This is a genomic window from Allobosea sp. 10L417, from assembly GCF_056395485.1.
This window is the reverse complement of record NZ_JBFTJP010000005.1, coordinates 318,233-340,979: the sequence shown is the minus strand read 5'-3', so window position 1 is coordinate 340,979 and position 22,747 is coordinate 318,233. Positions and strand designations below refer to the sequence as shown.

At 63.6% G+C, this 22,747-nt stretch carries 20 protein-coding genes; 9 read left to right on the top strand and 11 right to left on the bottom strand.

Features of this window, described 5'->3' with window-relative positions:
* Window positions 1–48: 48 nt before the first annotated feature.
* The 6 genes from AC1DE3_RS15690 to AC1DE3_RS15665 form a co-directional block, all read right to left on the bottom strand.
* Entirely contained in the window at window positions 49–1,116 is a 1,068-nt protein-coding gene (locus AC1DE3_RS15690) for a LacI family DNA-binding transcriptional regulator (protein ID WP_476852541.1), read from the bottom strand.
* 431 nt (window positions 1,117–1,547) lie between these two features.
* Entirely contained in the window at window positions 1,548–2,417 is an 870-nt protein-coding gene (locus AC1DE3_RS15685; protein ID WP_476778520.1) for a hypothetical protein, read from the bottom strand.
* 9 nt (window positions 2,418–2,426) lie between these two features.
* Entirely contained in the window at window positions 2,427–2,630 is a 204-nt protein-coding gene (locus AC1DE3_RS15680; protein WP_476778519.1) for a hypothetical protein, read from the bottom strand.
* A gap of 98 nt (window positions 2,631–2,728) precedes the next feature.
* On the bottom strand, window positions 2,729–5,137 hold the full coding sequence (locus tag AC1DE3_RS15675; protein ID WP_476852540.1) for a response regulator: 2,409 nt from the start codon (window positions 5,135–5,137) through the stop codon (window positions 2,729–2,731).
* An 85-nt stretch (window positions 5,138–5,222) separates the two neighbouring features.
* Window positions 5,223–6,665 carry a UdgX family uracil-DNA binding protein gene (locus AC1DE3_RS15670; protein ID WP_476778517.1) on the bottom strand — a complete coding sequence of 481 codons (1,443 nt, stop codon included), beginning with the start codon at window positions 6,663–6,665 and terminating at the stop codon, window positions 5,223–5,225.
* Window positions 6,662–7,894, bottom strand: a complete 1,233-nt coding sequence (locus AC1DE3_RS15665; RefSeq protein WP_476778516.1) for a putative DNA modification/repair radical SAM protein — start codon at window positions 7,892–7,894, stop codon at window positions 6,662–6,664. Before AC1DE3_RS15665 ends, AC1DE3_RS15670 begins: the two co-directional genes overlap by 4 nt.
* 182 nt (window positions 7,895–8,076) lie before the next feature.
* On the opposite strand from AC1DE3_RS15665, the gene AC1DE3_RS15660 reads away from it, so the two are divergent.
* A complete protein-coding gene (locus AC1DE3_RS15660) occupies window positions 8,077–8,622 on the top strand; it encodes a biliverdin-producing heme oxygenase (protein ID WP_476778515.1) in 546 nt (181 codons plus the stop codon).
* Window positions 8,619–11,153, top strand: a complete 2,535-nt coding sequence (locus AC1DE3_RS15655) for an HWE histidine kinase domain-containing protein (RefSeq protein WP_476852539.1) — start codon at window positions 8,619–8,621, stop codon at window positions 11,151–11,153. The genes AC1DE3_RS15660 and AC1DE3_RS15655 overlap by 4 nt, the downstream gene beginning before the upstream one ends.
* Window positions 11,154–11,174: 21 nt before the next feature.
* Here the strand turns inward: AC1DE3_RS15655 and AC1DE3_RS15650 are convergent, their stop codons facing one another.
* The 5 genes from AC1DE3_RS15650 to AC1DE3_RS15630 form a co-directional block, all read right to left on the bottom strand.
* Complete coding sequence (locus AC1DE3_RS15650; protein WP_476778513.1) at window positions 11,175–12,242, bottom strand: histidine kinase dimerization/phosphoacceptor domain -containing protein; 1,068 nt, start codon at window positions 12,240–12,242, stop codon at window positions 11,175–11,177.
* Between the two features lie 22 nt (window positions 12,243–12,264).
* Window positions 12,265–12,678: a response regulator gene (locus AC1DE3_RS15645; protein ID WP_441513506.1), complete on the bottom strand. Its 414-nt coding sequence runs from the start codon at window positions 12,676–12,678 to the stop codon at window positions 12,265–12,267.
* A gap of 26 nt (window positions 12,679–12,704) precedes the next feature.
* Window positions 12,705–14,201 carry a sensor histidine kinase gene (locus AC1DE3_RS15640; protein ID WP_476778512.1) on the bottom strand — a complete coding sequence of 499 codons (1,497 nt, stop codon included), beginning with the start codon at window positions 14,199–14,201 and terminating at the stop codon, window positions 12,705–12,707.
* A gap of 168 nt (window positions 14,202–14,369) precedes the next feature.
* Complete coding sequence (locus AC1DE3_RS15635) at window positions 14,370–14,627, bottom strand: DUF6894 family protein (RefSeq protein ID WP_441513108.1); 258 nt, start codon at window positions 14,625–14,627, stop codon at window positions 14,370–14,372.
* A 33-nt stretch (window positions 14,628–14,660) separates the two neighbouring features.
* Window positions 14,661–15,410, bottom strand: a complete 750-nt coding sequence (locus tag AC1DE3_RS15630; RefSeq protein ID WP_476778511.1) for a Crp/Fnr family transcriptional regulator — start codon at window positions 15,408–15,410, stop codon at window positions 14,661–14,663.
* A 358-nt stretch (window positions 15,411–15,768) separates the two neighbouring features.
* Here AC1DE3_RS15630 and AC1DE3_RS15625 point away from each other — a divergent pair, with 358 nt between their 5' ends.
* The 7 genes from AC1DE3_RS15625 to AC1DE3_RS15595 all read left to right on the top strand — a co-directional run bounded on the left by AC1DE3_RS15625 (window position 15,769) and on the right by AC1DE3_RS15595 (window position 22,704).
* Window positions 15,769–17,079, top strand: a complete 1,311-nt coding sequence (locus AC1DE3_RS15625; protein WP_476778510.1) for an MFS transporter — start codon at window positions 15,769–15,771, stop codon at window positions 17,077–17,079.
* Window positions 17,080–17,083: 4 nt separating this feature from the next.
* Window positions 17,084–18,316, top strand: a complete 1,233-nt coding sequence (locus AC1DE3_RS15620; protein WP_476778509.1) for an anion transporter — start codon at window positions 17,084–17,086, stop codon at window positions 18,314–18,316.
* 505 nt (window positions 18,317–18,821) lie between these two features.
* Entirely contained in the window at window positions 18,822–20,060 is a 1,239-nt protein-coding gene (locus tag AC1DE3_RS15615; protein WP_476765198.1) for a tyrosine-type recombinase/integrase, read from the top strand.
* A 319-nt stretch (window positions 20,061–20,379) separates the two neighbouring features.
* Window positions 20,380–20,709 carry a helix-turn-helix transcriptional regulator gene (locus AC1DE3_RS15610; RefSeq protein ID WP_476765197.1) on the top strand — a complete coding sequence of 110 codons (330 nt, stop codon included), beginning with the start codon at window positions 20,380–20,382 and terminating at the stop codon, window positions 20,707–20,709.
* Entirely contained in the window at window positions 20,706–21,857 is a 1,152-nt protein-coding gene (locus AC1DE3_RS15605) for a hypothetical protein (protein ID WP_476852538.1), read from the top strand. Before AC1DE3_RS15610 ends, AC1DE3_RS15605 begins: the two co-directional genes overlap by 4 nt.
* Before the next feature lie 49 nt (window positions 21,858–21,906).
* Complete coding sequence (locus AC1DE3_RS15600) at window positions 21,907–22,266, top strand: hypothetical protein (protein WP_476765195.1); 360 nt, start codon at window positions 21,907–21,909, stop codon at window positions 22,264–22,266.
* A gap of 240 nt (window positions 22,267–22,506) precedes the next feature.
* Complete coding sequence (locus tag AC1DE3_RS15595) at window positions 22,507–22,704, top strand: hypothetical protein (RefSeq protein ID WP_476852537.1); 198 nt, start codon at window positions 22,507–22,509, stop codon at window positions 22,702–22,704.
* Window positions 22,705–22,747 lie beyond the last annotated feature (43 nt).

Genomic DNA, 22,747 nt, shown 5'->3' with positions numbered 1-22,747 from the left:
CTCTGTCGGCCCGGTGGCTCGGACGGGGGCGTCCGCAGTGGATGTCGGTCAGTGCACCGGCTTGGGCGAGGCGGTCGGTCTCTCCGTGTCCGGAAGTGGATCGGGAGCGCCGGCGTGGCCGCCAGCCGCCGCGATGGTGGTGAGATCGCGCACGGAGCCGCGGAGCTGGAGGCTGGCTTGCAGCACCGAATGCCCGGGGGGCGCCTGGTCTCCGGACATGCGTGCACGCAGGCGCCGCCAGGCGACTGCGGCGATCTCGTCAATCGGCTGGCGGATCGCGGTGAGGCCGGTCTTGCGGGCGCTCATCCAGGGATAGTCGTCGAAGCCGACGACCGAGACGGGGTCGGGGATATCGACCCGCAGCCGCGCCAGCGCCGAAAGCGTGCTCAACGTGGTGACGTTGGTGAGTGCGATGACGGCGCTCGGTTGCGCATGCCGTTCGAGCCAGTGGAGGAAAGCCGTGGCGCCGCGGTCGGCGTTCGAGCCGAGTTCGACGACCGTCGGCTCTCGGCCAAGCACGCTCCCGATCAGGTCGCAGGCGCCGCGGACACGCTCGCGGATCGGCGAAATGCCGAGGCTGGAGGCGGCGACGAGAATATCGCGATGTCCCTTTGCGAGGAGATGCCGCGCCGCGATCTCGCCCGCCTCGCGGTTGTCGATCGCCACGGTATCGACGACCGATCCCTCTGGCTGTACGCGGTCGGCGAAGACGATCGGCAGCCGGCCGACCTCATTGCGCAGCACTTCCGGAACCGCATCGGAGCAGGGGACTGCGATCAGCCCTGACGGGCGCCAGGCCAACAGGGTGCGCAGGCGCGACTGCTCCAGCCCGAGATCGTCGCGGGAGCTCGCGACAAGAATGTCGTAGCCGTCTTTCTGCGCGAGAACTTCAAGCTGCGAGACCAGCGAAGTGAAGAAGACGTCGTCGAGATCGGGCACGAGCACGCCGACCACGCGGGCCTGGCCCGAGCGCAATTGCGATGCTGCCCGGTCGACCTGATAGGCGAGTTCTTCCGCGGCCTTCAGCACGCGCTCGCGCAGATCGGCATTCACCGGCTTGTTGCCGCTGAAGACGTTCGAGACGGTCGCGATGGACACGCCAGCGCGAGCTGCCACCTCCCGGATCGTTACGCGCCCACCTTGCATCCGCGCCCCGTTAAACGTTTTACAGTAAAACGTTTAACGGGTCCGGTGCTCGACTGCAAGAGCGTTTTCGCTGCAGTCGGTGAGATCGCGGTCAGATGCGATGCCGACTACGATGTGCGCCTGGTCCAGGATTGCTGCTACGATCCTGATGGGGACGCGCACGATGCCCTGTTTCGCTCGGGGGTTCGGAGGGCGCGTGCAGGTGGTGAGCGGGACAGGCTGACGCCAGGGTCTGTACTCAACTGACGTGAGGTGCGATTTGGGTCAAGCTGGTTGGAGGCTCGATCGTCGCATACCCTTGCCGGGGTGCCGCTGGACCAGCGCCGCCGCGATCCGATCGTCTCGGTGACACGAAAAAGTGCCCGGCCCACCGAAGTGGAGCCGGGCCGTGCTGCGATTAATCAGGGCGTCGGTTCGACACGCAGGTTCTGGTCCCGGTGTTCGCCGCCGAGCGTCGCCGCCCAGGCCGCGGCCGCCGCTCCCACCAACAAGGCAGCCGCGGTCAGGAACGCGGTCAGAACCGCGATCTTTCGCGCGTGCTCCGCCACCTGCTTGGCCGTTTCCTTGGCCTGCGAGAGCCGGGTATAGGCATCGTCGATGCGCTTTTGCGCATCCTGCTCGCTGATGCCCGACCGCGCGGCCAGCCGCGATGCCAGATAGTCCCGGTCGCTCGGCTCGATCTTGCCGTTCTTGAGCGCGTTGACGAATATCCGGGAGGCTTCGTCGCGCTCCTGGGCCGTCGGCTGCTGCTGACTGTTGGCGCGCATGACGTTGTCGAGCGCCATCGCGAGCGGATCGACATTCTGGGACACCAGCGATCCCACGCCCGAGCTTGCGCTGGCGATGCCACTGGCGGCCGTCTTGGCGGCTCCGAACAGCGAGGAGGTCGCGACGAAGGTGATCAGGAGCGCGCCCGTCGCCCAGACGAGCAGGCCATGGGTGGCGTCGCGCACCTTGCGCTCGTCGCCGTTGGCGTCGAAGCTCGGCTGGCGCATGCGGCCGGCGAGATAGCCGCCGGCCATCGTCGCCGAAGCCATGACCCAAAGTGCCCAGAGCGCTGCTGCGACCGCCAGAGCGGTGGCACTGGAGCTCTTCTCGAAATCGGCGGAGACCATCGAGAGGCCGATCGCCGAGCCGAAGACCGTCATGATGGTCGAGATGGCAGTTGCGATCACCGCGCCGCCGATGATCGGCCCCCACTGCACATAGGAGCGGTTCTCCTTGTTGACGGTCACGGGGGCAACGACGACGTCCGTTCCAGACATGGACATGGCGAATTCCTATCGAAGACCGAGGAACGACAGGATGGCCATGATGACCACCACAAGACCGACGAGATAAATGATGCCATCCATGAACCCCTCCTGCTGGCGAGCGAAAGTGAGGGCGAAACGGTTGGCGCTGCGGATAGGTTCCGGAAGAACGCGCTTTGGAAGGATTGTCGGGTGGTCGACGAGCCGTGGCGCATCGCGCTGTATCGCCATCGACGCCAGGGCCCTTGCCCGAGACCCGCCATCTCTCGACGTTCAGGCCCAAGAATTTGCATATTAGATTTGATCGCTGCGCCGATCACGGCGCAGATCTATGTGCCCCGCGCCCGTGCGATCGCATTGATGATTGCTGATGGACTGTAGGGCTTGGACACGACCACTTCGCCATTGGCGCCCACCTCCGAGATGTCGCCTGTCGCAAACACCACGCAGAGCGAGCTGATCTGCTCTCTCGCCTCTCGAGCGAGTTCGACGCCCGACGCGCCGGGCAGCTTCACATCGGTTACGAGCACATCGACCGGACGATCCTGCAGAATGGACAGGGCCTCTTCGGCACTGCTCGCCTCCAGAATCGAGAAGCCAGCATCCTCGAGGATGTCGGAGGTGTTCATGCGGATCAGCGCGTCGTCCTCGACGATCAGGACGCTCGCAGGTTTCGGTGCGGCAGGTTCTGCTCCGCCGCCCTCACGTGGCGCCTGATCCGTCTTTTGGGGAGTACGTGCCTTCTGGCTCGACAGCACCAGGCGGATCTTTCGCGCCAATGCTTCCCGCGTATACGGCTTGGACAGGAGCTCCACGCCCGCATCCAGACGGCCACCATGAACGATGGAGTTCTCCGTGTAGCCCGACGTGAACAGCACGGCGAGATGCGGAAGGCGTTCGCGCGCGAGCCTGGCGAGCTCGGGGCTCTTCAATTGTCCGGGCATCACCACATCGGTGAACAGCAGATCGATGGGGACGCCGCTTTCGATGACGTGAAGCGCGCTTGTCGCGTCGCTGGCCCGCAAAACGCGATAGCCGAGATCGGTCAGCAGCTCGATCACCGTGCCGCGAACCTGCTCGTCATCCTCGACCACCAGAACCGTCTCGGTGCCCCCGGCAATCGGGCTGTTGTCGACGGCCGTTTCGACGGCCTCCTTCTGGAACGATCGGGGCAGGTAGAGCCTGACCGTGGTTCCGTGATCGAGTTCCGAATAGATTTTGACGTGGCCGCCAGACTGCTTGACGAAGCCATAGACCATCGAGAGGCCGAGCCCGGTGCCTTTTCCCTCCGGCTTCGTCGAGAAAAACGGGTCGAAGGCTTTCGCCAACACCTCGGGAGACATCCCGGAGCCGGTGTCGCTCACGGCGAGCATGACATACTGACCTGCCGCCACGTCGCGGTGCCTGGCGGCGTAGCTGTCATCGAGATGCGCATTGGCGAGGTCGATCGTCAGCTTCCCCGAACCGTTCATGGCATCGCGGGCGTTGATCGCCAGGTTGAGCAGCGCGTTCTCGACCTGCGTCGGGTCGATCAGGGAATTCCACAGCCCTCCGCCCACGACCGTCTCCACCTCGATGCCCTCGCCGAGGGTGCGGCTGAGCATGTCGTCCATGCCGCGAACGAGACGCCCGAGATTGACCACCTTGGGTTCGAGCGGCTGCCGCCGGCCGAAAGCGAGCAATTGCGAAGCGAGCTTCGAACCGCGGGCAACGCCCGTCATGGCATTGGCGATGCGGCGCTCGGCCTTTTCGTCCCCGGCGACATCCTTGGCCAGGAGCTGCAAGTTGCCCGAAATCACCTGCAGCAGATTGTTGAAGTCATGCGCCACCCCGCCGGTCAGCTGGCCGATCGCCTCCATTTTCTGGCTGTGGCGCAAGGCCTCTTCCGCAGCGATCAGCTTCTGCGTGCGTTCCGCAACAATCTGTTCGAGCGTCTCGTTCAGCTTGGCCAAAGCCAGCTCGGCCTGGCGACGCGCCGTAATATCCTGAAAGAGAACCGCGACCTGTCGTTTGCTAGCCGGCTCGATCCGGATCGCTGCCAGCTCCAGGAAGCGTCCGGTGGCGACGAGCTCCTGCTGAAAGCGAATGGGCGTGCCCGTTCGGAGGACGGCGCCATAGCGCTCCACCCATGCATCGGCTTCAGCTCCGACCATCTCGCGCAGCCTCTGACCGACGACATTTGGAATCCCGGCATGCCGGGCATAGGCGGCATTAGCCTCGATATGAATGTAGTCGCTGTCGGGCCCGTGCGGTCCATCGAAGAACTCGATGATGCAGAAGCCTTCGTCGATCGCGTCGAAAAGGCCCTTGTAGAGGGCAGTGCTCTCGGACAGAAGGCGCTCGGCCAGGCTTCGCTCCGTCGTGTCGCTTCCCTGCACGAAAATGCCGGTCACATTGCCCTGCGGACCGACGAGCGGCTGATAGACGAAATCGAGAAAACGCTCCGAAATCGGGCCGCCAGGCCGAGCCTGAATCACGAATCTTGCGCCAGACGCCGTATACGCCTTGCCCGATCGATAAACCGCGTCGAGGATCCGGACGAAGCCTTGCGCGTCCGCTTCGGGAAGCGCTTCGGCGACGGTCTTGCCGATAAGATCGCGACCACCCGCCAATTCCAGATAGCTCGGATTCGCCAGCTGAAAGCGATGGTCCGGCCCCTGCAGCAGCGCCATGAAGGTCGGCGCCTGATCGAACATCTCGGAGAGGAGCGAGGCGATATTGACGTCGCTGGCGGGCAAGGCCGTTTTCCTGAAAGCAGAGTGGTTGATCGGTCGTACGGTATCTGCGAGCCCCGGCAAAGCGCCTCAGCCCGATCGAGATAGTCTAGTGCCGGAGTATCCGTTGCCCGACACGCTCCAGATCGGCAACGAAGCGCGCATACTCACGAGATCGGGCTTCCTCATCCGGCAGGCGGAGAAGAAAGGACGGATGAACGGTCGCCAGCAGCGGCGTGCCGTCTTGAAGCGCGATCTCGCGATCCCGGGCGCTCGCCAGCGAGCCGGCATGCCCCGTTAGCGATCGCAGAGCCGTAGCGCCCAGCGCCACGACGAGCGGGGGCTTCACGAACTGCAATTCGAGATCGAGCCAGAAGCGGCAAGCGCTGATCTCCGCGACATTGGGCTTCTCGTGAATGCGGCGCTTGCCGCGCAGCTGGAATTTGAAGTGCTTCACCGCATTGGTGACGTAGGCGCGGCTCCGATCAAGGCCCGCCTCGCGCATCGCCCGATCGAACAACTGCCCCGCTGGCCCGACGAACGGACGACCCGCAAGGTCCTCCTGGTCACCCGGCTGCTCTCCGACGAAGAGGACGGGCGCGTCCAGCGGGCCTTCGCCGAAAACCGTTTGCGTGGCGTTGCAATGAAGATCGCAGCGCCTGCATCGTTGCGCCGCCATGGCTGCTTCTTGCCAGGACGTGATGGCCGTCTCGTCGGGGGAGAGCTCGGGCCGGCGCCGAAGCTGCCTGACATGTCGTTCGGGTGGCTGCGTCGGGGCGCGCATGACCATATCCTCTGCTAGCCGGGTTGCGCTTGCGATCAGAGGCACAATCAGTTCGGCCTCGGGTAGGTTCCGCCAGTATTTTGCCGGCATCTCGCTTTTCATCGCTTGCGGCTTGAGGCGGGCCGGGTTGAAGATATTGGCGTAGTAGGTGAGCCAGTAGGTCTCCATGGCATCGCCGTCCGGAGCGTCGGCTTTGCAGGCGGCTGCGCCGAGTTGCAGGACCGTGCCATCCCAATGCAGCGATCCCTGCGGCGTCATGATCGACCAGATCATCGTGCCGAAGCGCGCCGTGAAGAATGCCGCCGCCCGTTCGAGGATGAAGTGCTCCGGCTCGAACCAGGCGATGAAGGGTCCGTTCTCGCCCGCACCCGATACGGCGCGGAAGCGCACGAAGGCCGTCATCTTGTGCAGGTCACGACGAACCGAACGGGCCATCGCGTCGGCGCGCGCGACATCGGGATCGACACTGTCTTCCAGCAGCCGCGGCTCTCGCTGCAGGCGTAACAGCAGGCGGTGAAGCAGGGCGAAACGGCCGGCATCCCGATGGCAGATGACACTCTCGGCAAGCTCAATGAAGCGGCGGGGTACGGTAAGCGCGGCAGATTCGGCATCGGCCGGCGGGATGCGCTCCGTCGCGAACAAGTCGGCACCGTCTTCACCCGTCAGCCAAGCGACGGCCTCCGGCCGGATGCCAGCAAGCGCCAGCCGGCGCGCCTCGCGGCGCCATCCCGCAAAGTCGGCAGGCCCGTTCAGCCGGGCCGCGATCACGGGAACAGCGTCAGCTGCCGCGGCGGCGGCATCAACCGGGCGCGCAGATTGGGGTCTTCGAGCGCGCTGCTCGGTTGCCAGCCCTCCGCCAGGATGAAATACCGGACCGTCGCGAGCGAACGCGTCAGCCGCGCGACATCCTCCAGCCGCAGCCGGCGGAAACGGCGCGAGGCCAGTATGCGATCGACACTGCGCGCGCCGAGCCCCGGCACGCGCAGCAAGGTTTCGCGGCCGGCCCGGTTCACATCGACGGGGAAGCGGCCGCGTTCGCGCAGCGCCCAGGCAAGCTTCGGGTCGATATCGAGATCAAGCATCTCGCTGCGCCCGAGGATTTCTTCGGTCTCGAAGCCATAGAAGCGCGTCAGCCAATCGGCCTGATAGAGCCGATGCTCGCGCATCAGGGGCGGCGGCTGGAGCGGCAATTGGCGCGAGGCGTCCGGGATCGGGCTGAAGGCCGAATAATAGACGCGCTTCAGGCCGAAGCTGCCATAAAGCCAGGCGCTGCGCTTCAGGATGGCGGCGTCGCTCGCGCCGTCGGCGCCGACGATCATCTGCGTGCTTTGCCCGGCAGGCGAGAAGGCCGGGGCCTTCGTACCCTTGTCGCGCTGCTCGCGGGCTTCGTCGATCTTCAGCTTGAGGCCGCCCATCGCGCTCTTGATCTCGGCCGCGCGCTTTTCGGGGGCGAAGCGCGTCAAAGCCGCCTCGCTCGGCAATTCGACATTGATCGACACCCGGTCGGCGAAAAGCCCGGCGCGCTCGATCAGATCGCGGCTCGCGCCGGGGATCAGCTTGAGATGGATATAGCCGCGGAACGCATGGCGCCGGCGCAGCGTTTCGGCAACGCGGATCAGTTCCGCCATCGTGTAATCGGCCGAGCGGATGATGCCCGAGGACAGAAAGAGACCTTCGATATAATTGCGGCGGTAGAAATTCAGGGTCAGCGCGACGACTTCCTCGACCGAAAAGCGGGCGCGGCGGACATTGCTCGACGAACGGTTGATGCAGAAGACGCAGTCGAAGCTGCAGAAATTCGTCAGCAGGATCTTGAGCAGCGAGATGCAGCGGCCGTCGGGCGCGTAGGAGTGGCAGATGCCGGAACCCGTGGTCGAGCCCAGGCCCTTCCCGTCACGCGAATCCCGTTTGGTGGTGCTGCTCGATGCGCAGGAAGCGTCATATTTCGCGGCGTCGCTGAGGATTTCGAGCTTCTCCAGAACCGAAAGCTGCGCCATCGTCTTTCCTTTCGTTCCCTATATGTTCTTAGCGTGCCCCGAATCTGGATTCAAGCCAACCTGGCGGATGATCGTATCGCTGGATCGGGGCAGCCAAACAAATCAGCATTGAAGGCAGCGCCGCATCCGCGGATTTTGCATTATGGCGGTATCGATACGGTACGATTCTGGATGCTCGCGGAATGATTGAGATCAGACGTTTCCTACGCGACGAGACCAACGAGCTTCATCGTGAACTCGACGCCATCGTCGGAGGATTCTCGAACCGCGCCGAATACGCCCGCTTCCTGCAAGGCACGTTTTGCCATCGCGCGCCGGTCGAGGCCGCATTGCTAGGCTGCACCGCGCAGCCTTCCTCCCGGTGGCCCCGCACGCTCCTGCCCGAGCTGAAGGCGGACCTCGCCGGCCTGTCCATCCCCTTGCCGACGACCGAACCTTTCCATCTGTCAAATGACATGGCTGCGTTCCTGGGGGCCGCCTATGTTCTCGAAGGCTCGGCTCTGGGGGCTCGCGTGCTCGTGAAGGGAGTGGAGGGCCTCGGGTTCGGACCTGAATTTGGCGCACGCTATCTCTCGGCCCAGGCCGCCTCGCTCGATAGCTGGCGCGAACTTTTGGCGGCGCTCGAGGGGCTCGACCGGCAGGGATGGGGTGCTGCAGCGCAATCGGCGAGAGCCGTCTTCCTGCACGCCATCCAGGCCTTCAGATCGGAAGTACTCTCTCCCGCATGACGACCGTTGACCTGACGAACTGCGATCGCGAGCCGATCCATATTCCCGGTAGCGTGCAGCCTCATGGCTGCATGATCGTTTGCGATGCCGAGGTGGTGACGATCAGGCGCCATTCGACCAATGCGAGCGCCTTCCTCGGCCTCAAGGAGTTCGAGCTCGTCGGGCGCAAGCTCGAAGAAATCCTCGGTGGGCCGGTCGTGCACGAGATGCGCAATGCGCTCGCCCGCTCCGGGGTGCCGCCGCGGGCTGGGCTGATGCCGCGCTATCGCCTGGCCGCGCTGGATCGCGAACTGGACATCTCGATCCATTCCTTCAAAGGCAACGCCATCATCGAGTTCGAGGCGAGCGTCCCGGCCGGGCCGAGCTCGCCGCTCGAATTCGCGCGGACATTGGTCGGGCGGCTCTCCGATGTCACGAACCCGGCCCAGCTCATCAAGAATGCGGCGCGTCTGCTCAGGGCCGTGCTCCAGTACGACCGGGTGATGATCTATCAGTTCGCGCACGATGGTTCCGGCAAGGTCRTCAGCGAGGCGAAGCGACCGGACCTGGAGAGCTTCCTCGGCCAGCATTTCCCAGCGAGCGACATCCCGCAGCAGGCCCGGCAGCTCTATATCCTCAATCCCATCCGCGTCGTTTCGGATTCGAGCGGCGAACGCTTCCCGATCACTCCGGTGCTCGATGCGGCCGGGGAACCGCTCGACCTCTCCTATGCCCATCTGCGCAGCGTCTCGCCGATCCATTGCGAGTACCTGCGGAACATGGGCGTCTCGGCCTCGATGTCGGTGTCGATCATCGTCGACGGCGCGCTCTGGGGACTGATCGCCTGTCACCATTATCGCCCGCGCTCGCTCTCGATGAACCGCCGGATAGCGGCGGAGATCTTCGGCGAGTTCTTCGCGCTCCAGCTCGGTGCGCTCACACAGAAGCAGATGCTGCTCGCAGCTGAACGGGCGCGGGATTTTCTCAATGGCCTGCTCTCGTCCGCCGCGCATGTGACCGACGCCTCGGGCTTCCTCGGCCAGCATCTCGCCGAATTCCGCAATCTGGTGGAAAGCGACGGCGTCGGTGTCTGGGTGCAGGGCGAGTGGCGTGCCGAAGGGAGCGCGCCACCGGCCGAATTCGCGGACGAACTCGCAGCCTTCGCCGGCGAGGTCTGCGAAGGGCGCATCTGGGCAACGACGGCGCTGGCCGAGGCGCTGCCCGCCGCGCGCGCCCATGCCGATCGTTTTGCCGGCATTCTCGCCATTCCGCTCTCCCAGATACCGCGCGACTATCTCTTCTTTTTTCGCCGGGAGCTGGTCCATACGATCGAATGGGGCGGCGACCCCAACAAGACCTACACGACCGGCCCCCATGGCGACCGCCTGACGCCGCGGCAGAGCTTCGCGGTCTGGAAGGAGACGGTGGCCGGCCATTCCAAGGTCTGGACGCCGGTCGAGCGCGAGCTGGCCGAATCGGCGCGCCGGACCCTGATCGAAGTCGTATTGCGACAGAGCGAGCTTCTCGCCGACGAGCGGAACAAGGCCGAGATCCGCCAGAAGATGCTCAATCAGGAGCTCAACCACCGGGTCAAGAATATCCTCGCCCTGATCAGGTCGATCGTCGCCCATCCGCTCGCTGAGGGGGCGACGATCGAAGCCTATGTGACCTCGCTGAAGGGGCGCATTGAAGCGCTCGCCATCGCGCATGACCAGGCGATGAGAGCGAGCGGGGGAGGGGTGCTGCTCGATCTCGTCAATGCGGAAGCCTCGCCCTACCGGACAAGCGGCGGCACGATCGCGGTTCGCGGTCCGGCCGCCTCCCTGGACGCTCGCGCCTTCTCGGTCGTCGCTCTCGTGATCCATGAATTGATCACCAACGCCGCGAAGTATGGCGCTCTTTCCGTCAAGACCGGCGAGCTCACCGTCGATTGGTCGGCCAGCGCCGGAGGCGATTGCGAGATCGTCTGGAAGGAGCGCGGTGGGCCGCCGGTCAAGCCGCCGTCGCGTCAGGGCTTCGGCAGCATCCTGATCGATCGCCGCATTCCGTTCGACCTCGGCGGTCGCAGCGATTTGACCTTCGAGCCCGAGGGCATCACGGCCAAGTTCTGCATTCCCGCCAAATTCGTCCGCTGGACCGAGGACACGACCGTACCGGTCGATGCTCCTGCGCCTGTCCGCGGCAAGCCCGGCCGGCCGCTCGAAGGCAAATGCGTGCTGCTGGTCGAGGACCAGTTCATCATCGCGATGGATTGCGAGGACATGCTGGCGAGGCTGGGCGCCAGGCAGGTCGAGGTCTGTGCGAACGTCTCCGAGGCCTTGTCGTTCCTGAGCCGGACGGTGCCGGATCTGGCGATCCTCGACGTCAATCTCGGTTCCGAAACCTCGGAGCCGATCGGCAATCGCCTGCGCGAGCTCGGCGTGCGCTTCCTCTTCGCGACAGGCTATGACGATCTCGCGATCCTCGGGGTCGCCGAAGCGGCGACGCTGCGCAAGCCGTACAATGTCGCCTCGCTCGAGGCCGCGCTCCGCAAGCTTTCGGGAGGCGTCTAGCTTGCGGGCGTTCGGCGCGGCTCAGGCCGTGTCGGAATGCGGAGGCGCCAGCTCGGCCAGCGAGAGGTCCATGACGGCACGGGTGCCACGGCCGCCGGTATCCTCGTAGCGCAGCTCGGTGGCGAGGCTCTTGGCCATCGCGCGGACGATCTTGCTGCCGAGACCGGTTCCCCTGATCGGACCCGTACCGCTCCAGCCCACGCCGTCGTCGACGACCGTGAGCGTGACCTTGTCGCCGTCGCCGGAGAGGCTCACCCGAACCTCGCCGTTGCCGCTCGGATACGCGTATTTCAGTGCGTTGGTGACCAGCTCGGTCGCGATCAGCCCGATCGAGATCGCCTTGTCGGTTTTCGCCAGCACGGGTTCCGCCTCGAAGCGGATCGTCGGCATCTGGCCCGAGCCTGCCAGCGACTGCGCGAATTCCTCCAGCAGGGAGCGGAGATAGCCGGCGAGATCGACGGAGCGGACATCGTCGGAGGTGTAGAGGCTGCGATGGAGGTTGCCGATCGCAGTGATCCGGGCCTGCGTCTCGGCGAGCGCTGCCTTCGCGCCGAGGTCCTCGACCGAGTTGGCCTGCATCCGCACGAGCGAGCCGACCAATGACAGGCTGTTGGCAACGCGGTGATTGACCTCGGCCAGCAGCGTCACCGCCCGGTCGCGCGCCGCCCGGACTTCCTGCTCCGCCTGTTCGCGGGCGCGAGTCAGGCGCGTCTTGACGACGGCATGTTCCAGCGCTGCCCGCAGCAGCACCTCGAAATCATCGCCGACCGTCTTGACGACATAGTCCATGGCGCCGGCCTTGAGCGCGGTCACCGCGATCGACAACTCCGACGATGCCGTAACGTAGATGATCGCCGGAGAAGCGGCGTCGGTGGAAAGCGCTGCGAGGACATCGAGGCCGGAAGCCGTGCCGAGATCGTGGTCGAGGATGATGACATCGATCCCGCCGGCTTCTGCGCGCGAGAGACCTGCCTCGGCAGTCTCAACATGCTCGACGACATAGTTGTGGCGCGCGAGCATGCGCTGCACGAGCCGCCCCAGCGTCGCGTCGTCGTCGATATAGAGAACGTTGATCGGCCGGTTCGGCATCAGCGGCGGCCACGCAAGCGGGTCATGGTGTTTCCGGAACCTGGATTACGGAGAAGAACAGCCCGAGCTGGCGGATCGCATGGGCGAAGCCGTCATAGTCGACGGGCTTGGTGATGTAGACGTTGGCGCCAAGGTCGTAGCAGCGCTGGATCTCGCGGCTGTCGTCGGTGGTGGTGAGCACGACGACCGGCGAGCGCCTGGTATGGGCATTCGCCTTCACCTTCTCGAGGATGTCGACGCCGCCCATGTCCGGCAGGTTGAGATCGAGCAGGATGAGCAACTGGCGGCCGGCGCTGACGGCGCCGGAGCCGTCGGCGCCGAACAGGTAGTTCAGCGCATCCGTCCCGTTGGCGAAGGGGATGATCTCGTTGCTGACGCCGGCGCGGCGGATGTTCTTCTCGATGAGGCGGGCATGGCCTTCATCGTCCTCGATCATGATGATCGAGACGGGCGTTCCATTGGTCACGCTTTGGCACTCCGTCTGTAGGCCGCAAGGTCGGGGGGCAGGGTCACGGTAAAGGTCGTGCCCTTTCCAAGTTCTGAGCGCACGGCAATGTCGCCGCCGAGATTGCGCACCATCGTGCGGACATGGGCGAGGCCGATGCCTTCGCCAGCCGTATTTTGCGCGCCGGAGCGGCGAAAGAGCTCAAAGATGCGCTCGTGATCGGTCCCCGCGATGCCGCGTCCATTATCCTCGATTTCGATCTTCACCCAGCCGCGGCGCTCCCGTCGGCTCCGCACGGATATCCGGATCGGGCGATCCGGAGCCCGGTATTTGATGGCATTGTCCAGAAGGTTGCCCATGATCTGATCGAGCGACAGGCGATCGCTGACGAGGCGGGGAACCTGTGAATCGATCTCGATCCCGCCGCCTTCCTCCGCGCTGGCCTGATGGTGGACCGCGGCTGCCGCCGTCTCGATGAGCGCGGTGAGGTCGACGCTCTCGGCCCGCAATTCGCGCCCGCCCTCGCGCGAGATCTTGAGGATCGCGTTGATGAGCCCGTCCATCTTGCGCGTCGATGAGCGGATGAAGCCGATCGCCTCGGCGACATCGATGCTCAGCGCCTCTTGCGCCGCGGCCTTCTGCTCCGGGGAGGCTGCGTTTCCGGCCGTGACATAGGCATCGATCGGCTTGAACATCGCTTCCAGCTCGCTGGTGAAGCCCATGATGTTCACCAGTGGCGCCCGAAGGTCATGCGTTACGATATAGGCGAAGCGCTGGACCTCCTCGTTCGCCTTGACGAGCGCATCGGTACGTTCGCGCACGCGCTCCTCTAGGCCGGCATTGAGAAGCTCGACTTCCCGGCGCGCGGCGACAAGTTCGCGCGTGTAGCTGATGATCGTCCAGCTCGCCGCGCTAGCCATCGCCAGGATGAGAAGCGCCCCGACGATCGTGGTCCAGCGCAGCCGGGTCGAGGCCGTGACCTGCGCGTCGATCGCCTCCCTGAGTTCCGTTTCCGAAACCGCCAGAATCGCGGCGAGATCTGAGCGCAAATCATCCATCAAACGCTTGCCCGTGCCGCTGCGGACCAGGCTCAGCGCCGTCTCGGTGTCGCCCTTGCGGGTCGCGTCGACCGTGGCGGCAAGTTCCGTCATCTTCTGGTCGAGCTCGTTGTCGACCCGCTGCAGGATCGGGCCGATCTCGGGCAGCCTGGCTGCAGCCCGTTCAAGCCGGGCGCGCTGGTCCGGAAGCCGGGAGAACGCCGTGTTGTAGGGAGCAAGATAGCTCTCGTCGCGCGTCAGCAGGTAGCCGCGCTGACCCGTCTCCGCGTCCTGCACCAGAGACAGCAGATCGGCGGTGGCGCTTCGCACCGCGCGCGCCGCGGTCACCTCGCCGAAATAGCGCTCGCTTGCTGTCGTCAGCCAAAGCGACGTTGCGACGATGACGACCAATACGGCGATGCCGATGGCCAGAAGCAGGGCGTTCGAGCGTTGGAAGAACGCCTGGGAGATAGGCATGCAGAGGACCAGCGGGAGAGGTTCACCTCTCTGCGCCAATCAAAGTGCCAAGAGCAATATCAAATGACATTGCCACGCCTTCATCCTTGTGCATCGCGCAGAGGTGGATGTGGCGATCGCAACAAGAGAGCATCGGCTTGGAGCGCGGCCGCGTACAGAGCCTGCCCTTCAACCTCGTCTCTTGGGATCTGAGGCCGCGGGAAGACCCTCCAGGCGCAAACTGGCCATGTAGATTTCCGTCCCCTCCGCATCCTCGACGGTGACCGAAAGCGACATGTGGTCGCCATTTGGCAGCTTTTCGCGGTTCAATGCGGCGAGCAGTTCCTTGGCTGCATTTCGCGCGGACTGGTCATCGGGCAAATCGGTGCCTTCCTCGTCGATTTCGAGCTTCTCTCCGTCGCGCGTGTGAAAGAAGTAGCTGGGCATGCCTGCCTAATGCAGCCGAGGCCAACCTGTTCCTCAATCGCCCTCGATTTTGGCGGCGCCCGGCTGGAGATGAAGATAGTCCGGATCAAAATCCGCCAAGCGGCAGAGCCCCTTCCAGTCCAGAACCGTCAGGCGATTTGCCCGGATGCGAACAAGCCTGGCCTCCCGGATTTCTCGAAGCTTCTTGTTCATGTGAACTGTGGAAAGGCCGAGCGCATCGGCGATTTCAGGCTGCGTCAAAGGCAGATTGCAGGTCACGCCGTCTGACAAGCCAATGGCTGTCATCTTGGTGATGAACTCGCAGAACAGGTGGGCGATGCGGCTGGGTGCCGAGCGCCGCCCAATGCCGACCATCCATTCGCGGTAAATCGAGGCTTCGATCAGCGTTTCGCGCCAGAACGCTTCGGAAATTCGATAAGATGCCCGCGTGAGTGCTCGGACGGCATCATGAGGGATCAAGCCGACGATCGCCGGCGTGAGCGCTCCCAGGCAGTGATCCATGCGCTCGATGAGCAGCGAATGGATATCGGGAATGTCGCCCGGGAGGTGGAGCGACAAGATCTGACGCGCACCATCGCCGACAATCTTGTAGCGGCAAACGAGCCCTTCGGCGACGAGGCAGCACTGCTTCGTGACCTCTCCTTCACTGACGATGTCCTGGCTGGCTTCGAAGCGTTTCAAGGTGAGCGGCAAATCCAGCAGCTTCTCCCTCTCGACAGCAGGCAGGGGGACATGCGTTTCAAGCTTCAGAACGAGCCGTTCCAGATATTGCCGCTTCTCCATTCGCTCCCTGCCGTTTCAGGTGGCGCTATGCCAAGACATATCCATTCAGTTTCATGTGCACGTCAAATTCCGCGCCTAGCGGAACGCAACCATACGCCTTGTCCAGCACCGCCACATGTCCGGCATCCTGATCCCACACCGCCCCTTGGGGCCTCCGGACGGCGTCCCCTGTCCGCCGCCTCGAGACGACTGAATCAGGGCCTCGCACCGGGCGCGGCGACGGCCTTTTCAGCGATATCGGCGCCTGTCGGAACCATTGCGCGGTCACGCTGTTAAAGCGGCGCCTTCCGATGGGAGCGCTGTATCGCCGCCTCGCGCCGGCGCTGTCACCCGGATTCTCCACTAGCGAGCGGTGCCCATGCGAAGTCCGGCAGGCAATACGGAAAAATCGGCTGAGCATTCGCCGTCCCATCGGGCACTCTTCGGCCTGGACGCCCTGAACTTCTTCCTCGCCGACGTGCGCGACGGGCTGGGGCCTTATCTCGCGATCTATCTCATCGCCGTGCGAGGCCCCGCACAAGGCTGGAACGAGGCGACGACCGGGCTCGTCATGACCATTGCCGGCATTGTCGGGCTCATCGCTCAGACGCCGGCTGGCGCGCTCATCGACAGGAGCCGCAACAAGCCGGCGATCATCATCGCCTCGGCCGTAGCGGTGACGCTGTCTTGCCTGGCCTTGCCGTTCATCGGCAATTTCTATCTCGTGATCGGCACGCAATCGGTCGCGGCGGTGGCGGGTGCGGTCTTTCCGCCAGCATTGGCCGCGATCACGCTGGGCCTCGTCGGGCCGAAGCTGTTTTCCAGGCGCATCGGCCGAAACGAAGCTTTCAACCATCTCGGCAACGCCGTGTCGGCGGCGATCGCCGGGGCGACGGCCTATGTCTTCGGCCCGATCGTGGTGTTTTGGCTGATGGCCGTGCTCGCCGTCTTCAGCATTGGCGCCATGCTGCTGGTACCGCAGAAAGAGATCGACGATGATGTCGCGCGTGGCTTTGACGAGACGGTCGACGACGAGCAGCCCTCCGGGCTGAAGGCGCTTCTGCAGAACCGCCACCTGATGCTGTTCGCCTTGCTCTGTGCCATCTTCCATCTGTCCAATGCCGCGATGCTGACCTCCGTCGGCCAGTTGCTGACACATGTGGTCGGCAAGGAGCAGGCGACGTCCCTGATCGCCATCTGTATCGTCATCGCGCAATGCGTCATGGTGCCGATGGCGATGATGGTCGGCGCCAAGGCCGACGCCTGGGGCCGCAAGCCGATCTTCCTCGCCGCTTTCGGTGTTCTCGCCCTGCGCGGCGCGCTCTATGTCGTCTCCGACGATCCGTTCTGGCTGGTCGCGGTTCAGGCGCTCGATGGAGTGGGAGCCGGCATCTTCGGCGCACTCTTTCCGGTCGTCGTGGCCGATCTCACCCGCGGTACCGGCCGCTTCAACGTGTCTCAGGGCGCAGTCGCGACGTTCCAGGGTGTCGGCGCCTCGCTTTCGGCCTCGCTCGCGGGCATCATCATTGTCGAGGCCAGCTATTCGGCAGCTTTCCTGACGCTGGCCACGATAGCCGGTTGCGGCTTTGTCCTCTATCTCCTGGCCATGCCCGAGACACGCAGCTATCAGCCTCCAACCGACCGTGGCGCAGCTCCGTCCGGGGCTGCGATCAGCGAAAGGGTGGTGTAAGCGGATGACCGGCTGGGGCCTCGGCGCGACGCAGATCGCAGCGATAGCGATCTTTATCGTCACCTATGTCGCGATCGCCATCGGCCGGATGCCAGGCTTGCGCGTCGACCGGGCGGGTGCGGCCCTCATCGGCGCCGCTCTCATGGTCGCTTGCGGAGTGCTCCCATTGGAGGAGGCCTACCGCGCTGTCGATCTCGACACCATCGCGCTGCTCCTCGGCATGATGATCGTCGTCGCCAATCTGCGGCTCTCCGGCTTCTTCCGCATGGCCACCGGCTGGGCGGTCGGAAGGGCCCACCACCCGGCGCTGCTGCTGGCGGCGGTCGTGGTGACGACGGGCGTCCTCTCCGCCTTCCTGGTCAACGACGCCATCTGCCTGGTGATGACGCCGATCGTGATAACCCTGACACGCGCACTCGGCCGCAACCCCGTGCCCTATCTCGTGGCCGTGGCGCTCGCCTCGAATGTCGGATCGACGGCGACGATCACCGGCAACCCCCAAAATATGATCATCGGCAACCTGTCGGGGATCTCCTATGGCGCTTTTGCGGGAGCGTTGGCGCCGGTCGCCGCGCTCGGCCTCCTCCTGACGATCTTGCTCGTCGTAGCTCTCAACCCCAGCGAATACGTCACCAGGCAGACGCTGCCGAGCGTATCGGTGCCGGCGCATTATCATAACTGGCTGGCCGCCAAATCGGCGCTCGTCGCGCTCGGGATGATCGTGTTGTTCTTCCTGGGCCAGCCCGTCGCAAAGGTGGCGATCTGCGCAGCCGCGCTGCTTCTCCTCACCCGCCGGATCGCACCGAGAAAGGTTTATGCCGAAATCGACGGTACGCTGCTGCTTATGTTCGCCGGCCTCTTCGTCGTCGTGCGCGGGCTGGAACATGCAGTGCTGACGAAGGATGTCGTCGCCCAGGCGGCRCATTTCGACCTCGGCAATGTCGCGGTATTGACCGGCGTCACTGCCGTGCTGTCGAATCTCGTCAGCAACGTTCCGGCCGTGCTCGTGTTGAAACCCTTCATCGAGCAGTTGCAGGAGCCACAGAGAGCCTGGATCGTCGTGGCAATGGCTTCGACGCTTGCCGGCAACTTCACCCTGCTGGGATCCGTGGCGAACCTGATCGTCGCCGAGCGCGCGGCCAAGGACGGTATCATGATCGATTTCTGGACCTATTTCAGAATCGGCGCGCCGCTGACCCTCGTCACGATGACCGTTGGAATACTCTTGCTTTCTTGACGGCGCGGCCGGCTGCAGCGCCGACGTCGCGATGTGCCAAGGTCTGCTTTCGGGCCGAGAGCCAGGCCCCGCTCATAGCGCGGGACCGCATCTGAACTCAGCATCGCTTTGGCTGCTGCCGATGGGCTTAGACGCATGCCCAGCCGGCCGGTAGTTCTCGCGCGGATGCGGGGAGGTGCAGTGCGGGCAGATGCGCGCATGCCCGCAGAATGCGCGGCAGAGGGGCGGGAGGCCGTCGACGATGTTCCAGGAGGCGTTCACGCACCTCGTTTTGCCATCGGCGTGCCTGCGGGATTTTCCTTGCGACACCATAGCCTTAGGGTGGCACAAAGACCTGGAGGCGTGCTGGCGGAAGGGGTGGCGGCATAGTGTTCATCCGGTAACGTCCGGTCACGTCTGAAAAGGCCAGCAAACATAAGCACTCTCAGTTCAGATTAGTACTTGAGTCGTCCGGCAACGTCCGACAAGAACCGAGGGTGCTTTATGGGTCAGACCGGGGGACAACATGGCTAAGACAATCAATCGACTGTCAGTGACGAAGATAACCAAGGCGCTTGAGCCGGGCATGTATCACGACGGTTCGGGACTATACCTACAGGTAGGTCCGACAGGCGCCAAGTCATGGTCATTGAAGTACCAACTGAACGGTAGGGCGCGTCAGATGGGGCTTGGCCGGTTCATCGACTTYGGGCTGGCAGAAGCACGCGAGCGCGCCCGGCTGGCGCGTCAGAAGGTTGCAGACGGAATTGACCCGATTGACGAGAGGGCGATCACGCGCAGCCTAGCTGTAGCGAACGTCATCAAGGCGACGACGTTCAAGCAGGCGACGGAGAAGTACATCTCCGCACATTCGGCGGGCTGGAAATCCGTGAAGCATGGGGCGCAGTGGTTAGCGACGCTGACCACCTACGCGTTTCCGGTGATCGGTTCGCTTGACGTGGCGCATATCGAAACGTCGCACGTCCTGAAGATTCTAGAGCCTATTTGGACGACGAAATCTGAAACTGCAGGACGCGTCAGGGGTCGGATTGAATCGGTGCTCGATTGGGCGAAGGCCCGGCATCTTCGCACGGGCGAGAACCCTGCGAGGCTGAAGGGTCATCTTGACCACATCCTACCGAGCCGCGCGAAGATCGCGAAGGTGAAGCACCACGAGGCAATGAACGTCGACGACCTGCCGGCGTTTATCGCCAAGCTGCGAGAGCTGACCAGCGTCTCGGCGCGGGCGCTTGAATTCTGCATCCTGACAGGCGCTCGCACGGGCGAAGTCATCGGCGCGACGGAAAGCGAGATCGACAGGAATGCTAGCGTCTGGGTGATACCTGCTAACCGTATGAAGGCGGGCAGGGAACACCGAGTGCCGCTCTGCCACCGGGCGCTCGAAATCCTGGCAACGGTCCCGAGGGAGGCCGGCAATGCGCATCTCTTCTGCGGTGCGAAGCCTACGAGGGGTCTGAGCAACATGGCCCTGCTTGAGCTTCTGAAGGGTATGGCGCCAGGTCTCACCGTGCACGGGTTCCGGTCGTCGTTCAGAGATTGGGCCGGTGACCGGACTTCGTTCCCTCGCGAAGTGATCGAAGCTGCCTTGGCGCACGGGCTGAAGGACAAGACTGAAGCAGCCTACAGACGCTCAGACGCCCTCGAAAAGCGGCGCAGGCTGATGCAGTCGTGGGAAGATTTCCTTAGCGCCCCGACGGCTGACACTGCTGCCCCCGGTGGCAATGTCGTAGCGATCCGGGCTTGAACGGGGGTCTCGGATGATGACCACACGGAAGACGTATCGGCGCTAATCAGCCGGGAAGACATAGAGGCAGCATTCACACGGGTCGTCCTATCGGGCGGCCCGTCTGCGTTTAGGCGTATCGCTTCGATCCTGCATCGCGATGCGTATCGATTGGGATTCCGCGAAGTAGTATTAGGCACGCGATTTCAGCAAAGAGACGTATCGCTGCAAAGTACAGAAATAGTATTAGGCATCGCGTTGCTTCCATGGCTCCGGTACTCTGCTTGACTTCCCGAGCCTTCCCGGACCATTTATGGCTTCAACACAACGGAGCCACGCCATGTCGCAACAGAACACCTTTATTCGCCTGCCCGAAGTGCTTCGTCGCACAGCGCTAACTCGCACCACGCTGTACGAACTGATGCAGCGGAAGGAATTCCCGGCACAGGTGGTTTTGTCGCCACGTCGGGTCGGCTGGGTTGAGCATGAAGTTGACGCGTGGTCAGCAGCTAGGGCCGAGAAGCAGCGCGGGGCTTGCGCGGCTTATCGACCGGACCTGATCAAGGACACCGTCAAGGCTGCGCTCGCCGCGCCTGTCGTCCCGCCTGCGTTGATCGCCGCCGCCCGTGCCCTGATCGCTCAGGTCGACGGAACCGAGCCGCAGTCATGAGCCAGGATGACTTGAACGCGGCTGCGCTGGCGATGGTGGCCGAGGCTGAGCAAGACGCTGTGAATGCCGCAGCGCGCGCTACGCAGTGGGACAACATCCCGCCGTACCTTCGCACGCTCGACCAGTGGTGCTTCTACACGACGAAGAAGCTGCCCCGCTCGCTGTTCGCTGCGAAGAACAATTGGCGACCATGGCATGAGCCGGATGACCGCAACGCCGCCCGAACCAATGACCCGTCGTCGTGGTGTTCGTGGGCCGCGCTGCGTACTGCCCCGGCAAATGAATTCCTAGCCGGCCCCGGCTTTTACATCACGCCGGCCGATGACGTGGTGTGTTTCGACCTCGACAAGCCGGAGCGTACCCTAGCGCGAACGTGGTGGTGGTCCGAGGCAACACCAGCAGTCCGTGCCGATCGGCTGGCAATAGCACACGGGTTCATGAACCGCATTTATCGCTGGGCATGCGAAGTCGGCGCATGGATGGAAACCAGCATGTCCGGCAACGGCGCGCACATCTTCGTACGTGGTCGCATGCTGTTCCCGCGTTACGAACTGGCGTTCGGCGGGTCGGTATACGGCGCCCGGCAATACGTCGCTTTAACGGGCCGCAAGCTGCCGGGTTCGGGCGCTGACCTGCCGTTCGCTGAATCCGCGCTGATCGCGCTTCTGGCTGATCTGACCAAGCGCGGCGTGCTGAAGAGCGTGGCCGTTCAAGAGGGCGGGCCGAGCATGCTTGAGCGCACGACCGAGCTAGGCCGCAGGCTCGACCTGACGGACGCCGAAGTGATCGCAATCTTGCTAACGACCAACAAGCACTCGCACCGGTTTCTGCACGGCGGACCGGGTAGGAAAGGTAACTGGTCCGAGGACTATCGCGACCTGCTAGGCGATCTCGACAAGATCAGCGGCGACCCGGAACAGGTCAAACGCATCCTCTTCGGCTCGCCATGCCTCTTGAACGCGGGGTTCAGCGAGCGCGTCGATAGAGACGGACGCGTGATTCAGATCACTGAGCGTATGCCGATGCGCTTGCGTCTGTTTGACGAGCAGTTGGCGAGCTGCCGGACAGGAAACCGATCGAAACTGGAGGAACGCCAATACCTGCGAGAGCTTGCGCAACAGATGCGCAGACAAAACGGACTAGCCTAAACGTATTGCCACCGGGGCGCCATGACCCCTAACTTAGACGGAGACTACCATGACCACGATTACTGAGACCAAGACCACGGCCACCATCGACAATTCGTACTTCTTTGCACTGGCGGTATCGCCTATCTTCGGATTCCTTACTGACCGGATCGTCGAAAAACTGGTCATCGGCATGCGAACCGACAAGCTCTTTATACTGCAAACAGTCGTGAGTTTGGTAATATACGTGGCGTTGTGCTACGCCGATACTCGCCGCTGTCGTGAATCCGGTTTTGAACCAAATTGGGTAGCCGGGCTGATCTTCGTCCCGCTGTACATATTTCATCGCATCAAGGTGACGAATACTGGCTTCGCGCCGTTGCTGGTGTGGTGCGCATGTTTCGCCGTGGCGCTGTCATTAGTGCCCTGATCGCCCCCGGTGGCAGCTCGACCAGCCCTCTCGCCAGCCCTGACCCGGCTGGCGAACTCATGTTTTTCCCTAGCGGGCTAGGCGAACTTGCTTGTGGCGCTGGTTTCCCGAAAGTTGAGACCAGCGCCGGGCAAGTGCAGCGCAAGAGGTTTTACAGTGAAACGAAATTCAACACATCCCGATATCGAGACGATCCGACGCGCGGTCATCAATGCACCGCTGACTGGTCATAGGATTGCCATGAACATCGGACGCGCTCCGCAGACAATTCACAAGTTTATCAACGGTGGGTCTGCCGACCTAGCTCCTGATACTTTGGCTAAGCTGGTCGCTGAAGTGATGCCCGGATATGCCTTCGGGCTGTACAAGGTCTCGGACCAGCCGTCCGATACCCAGAAACGAGAAGAGCGCCCCGCTTGCGACAGCGGGACGCTCTGAGTTGTACTAACAGGAAGTGCGTCACCCGAAAGCGACCCCAAGC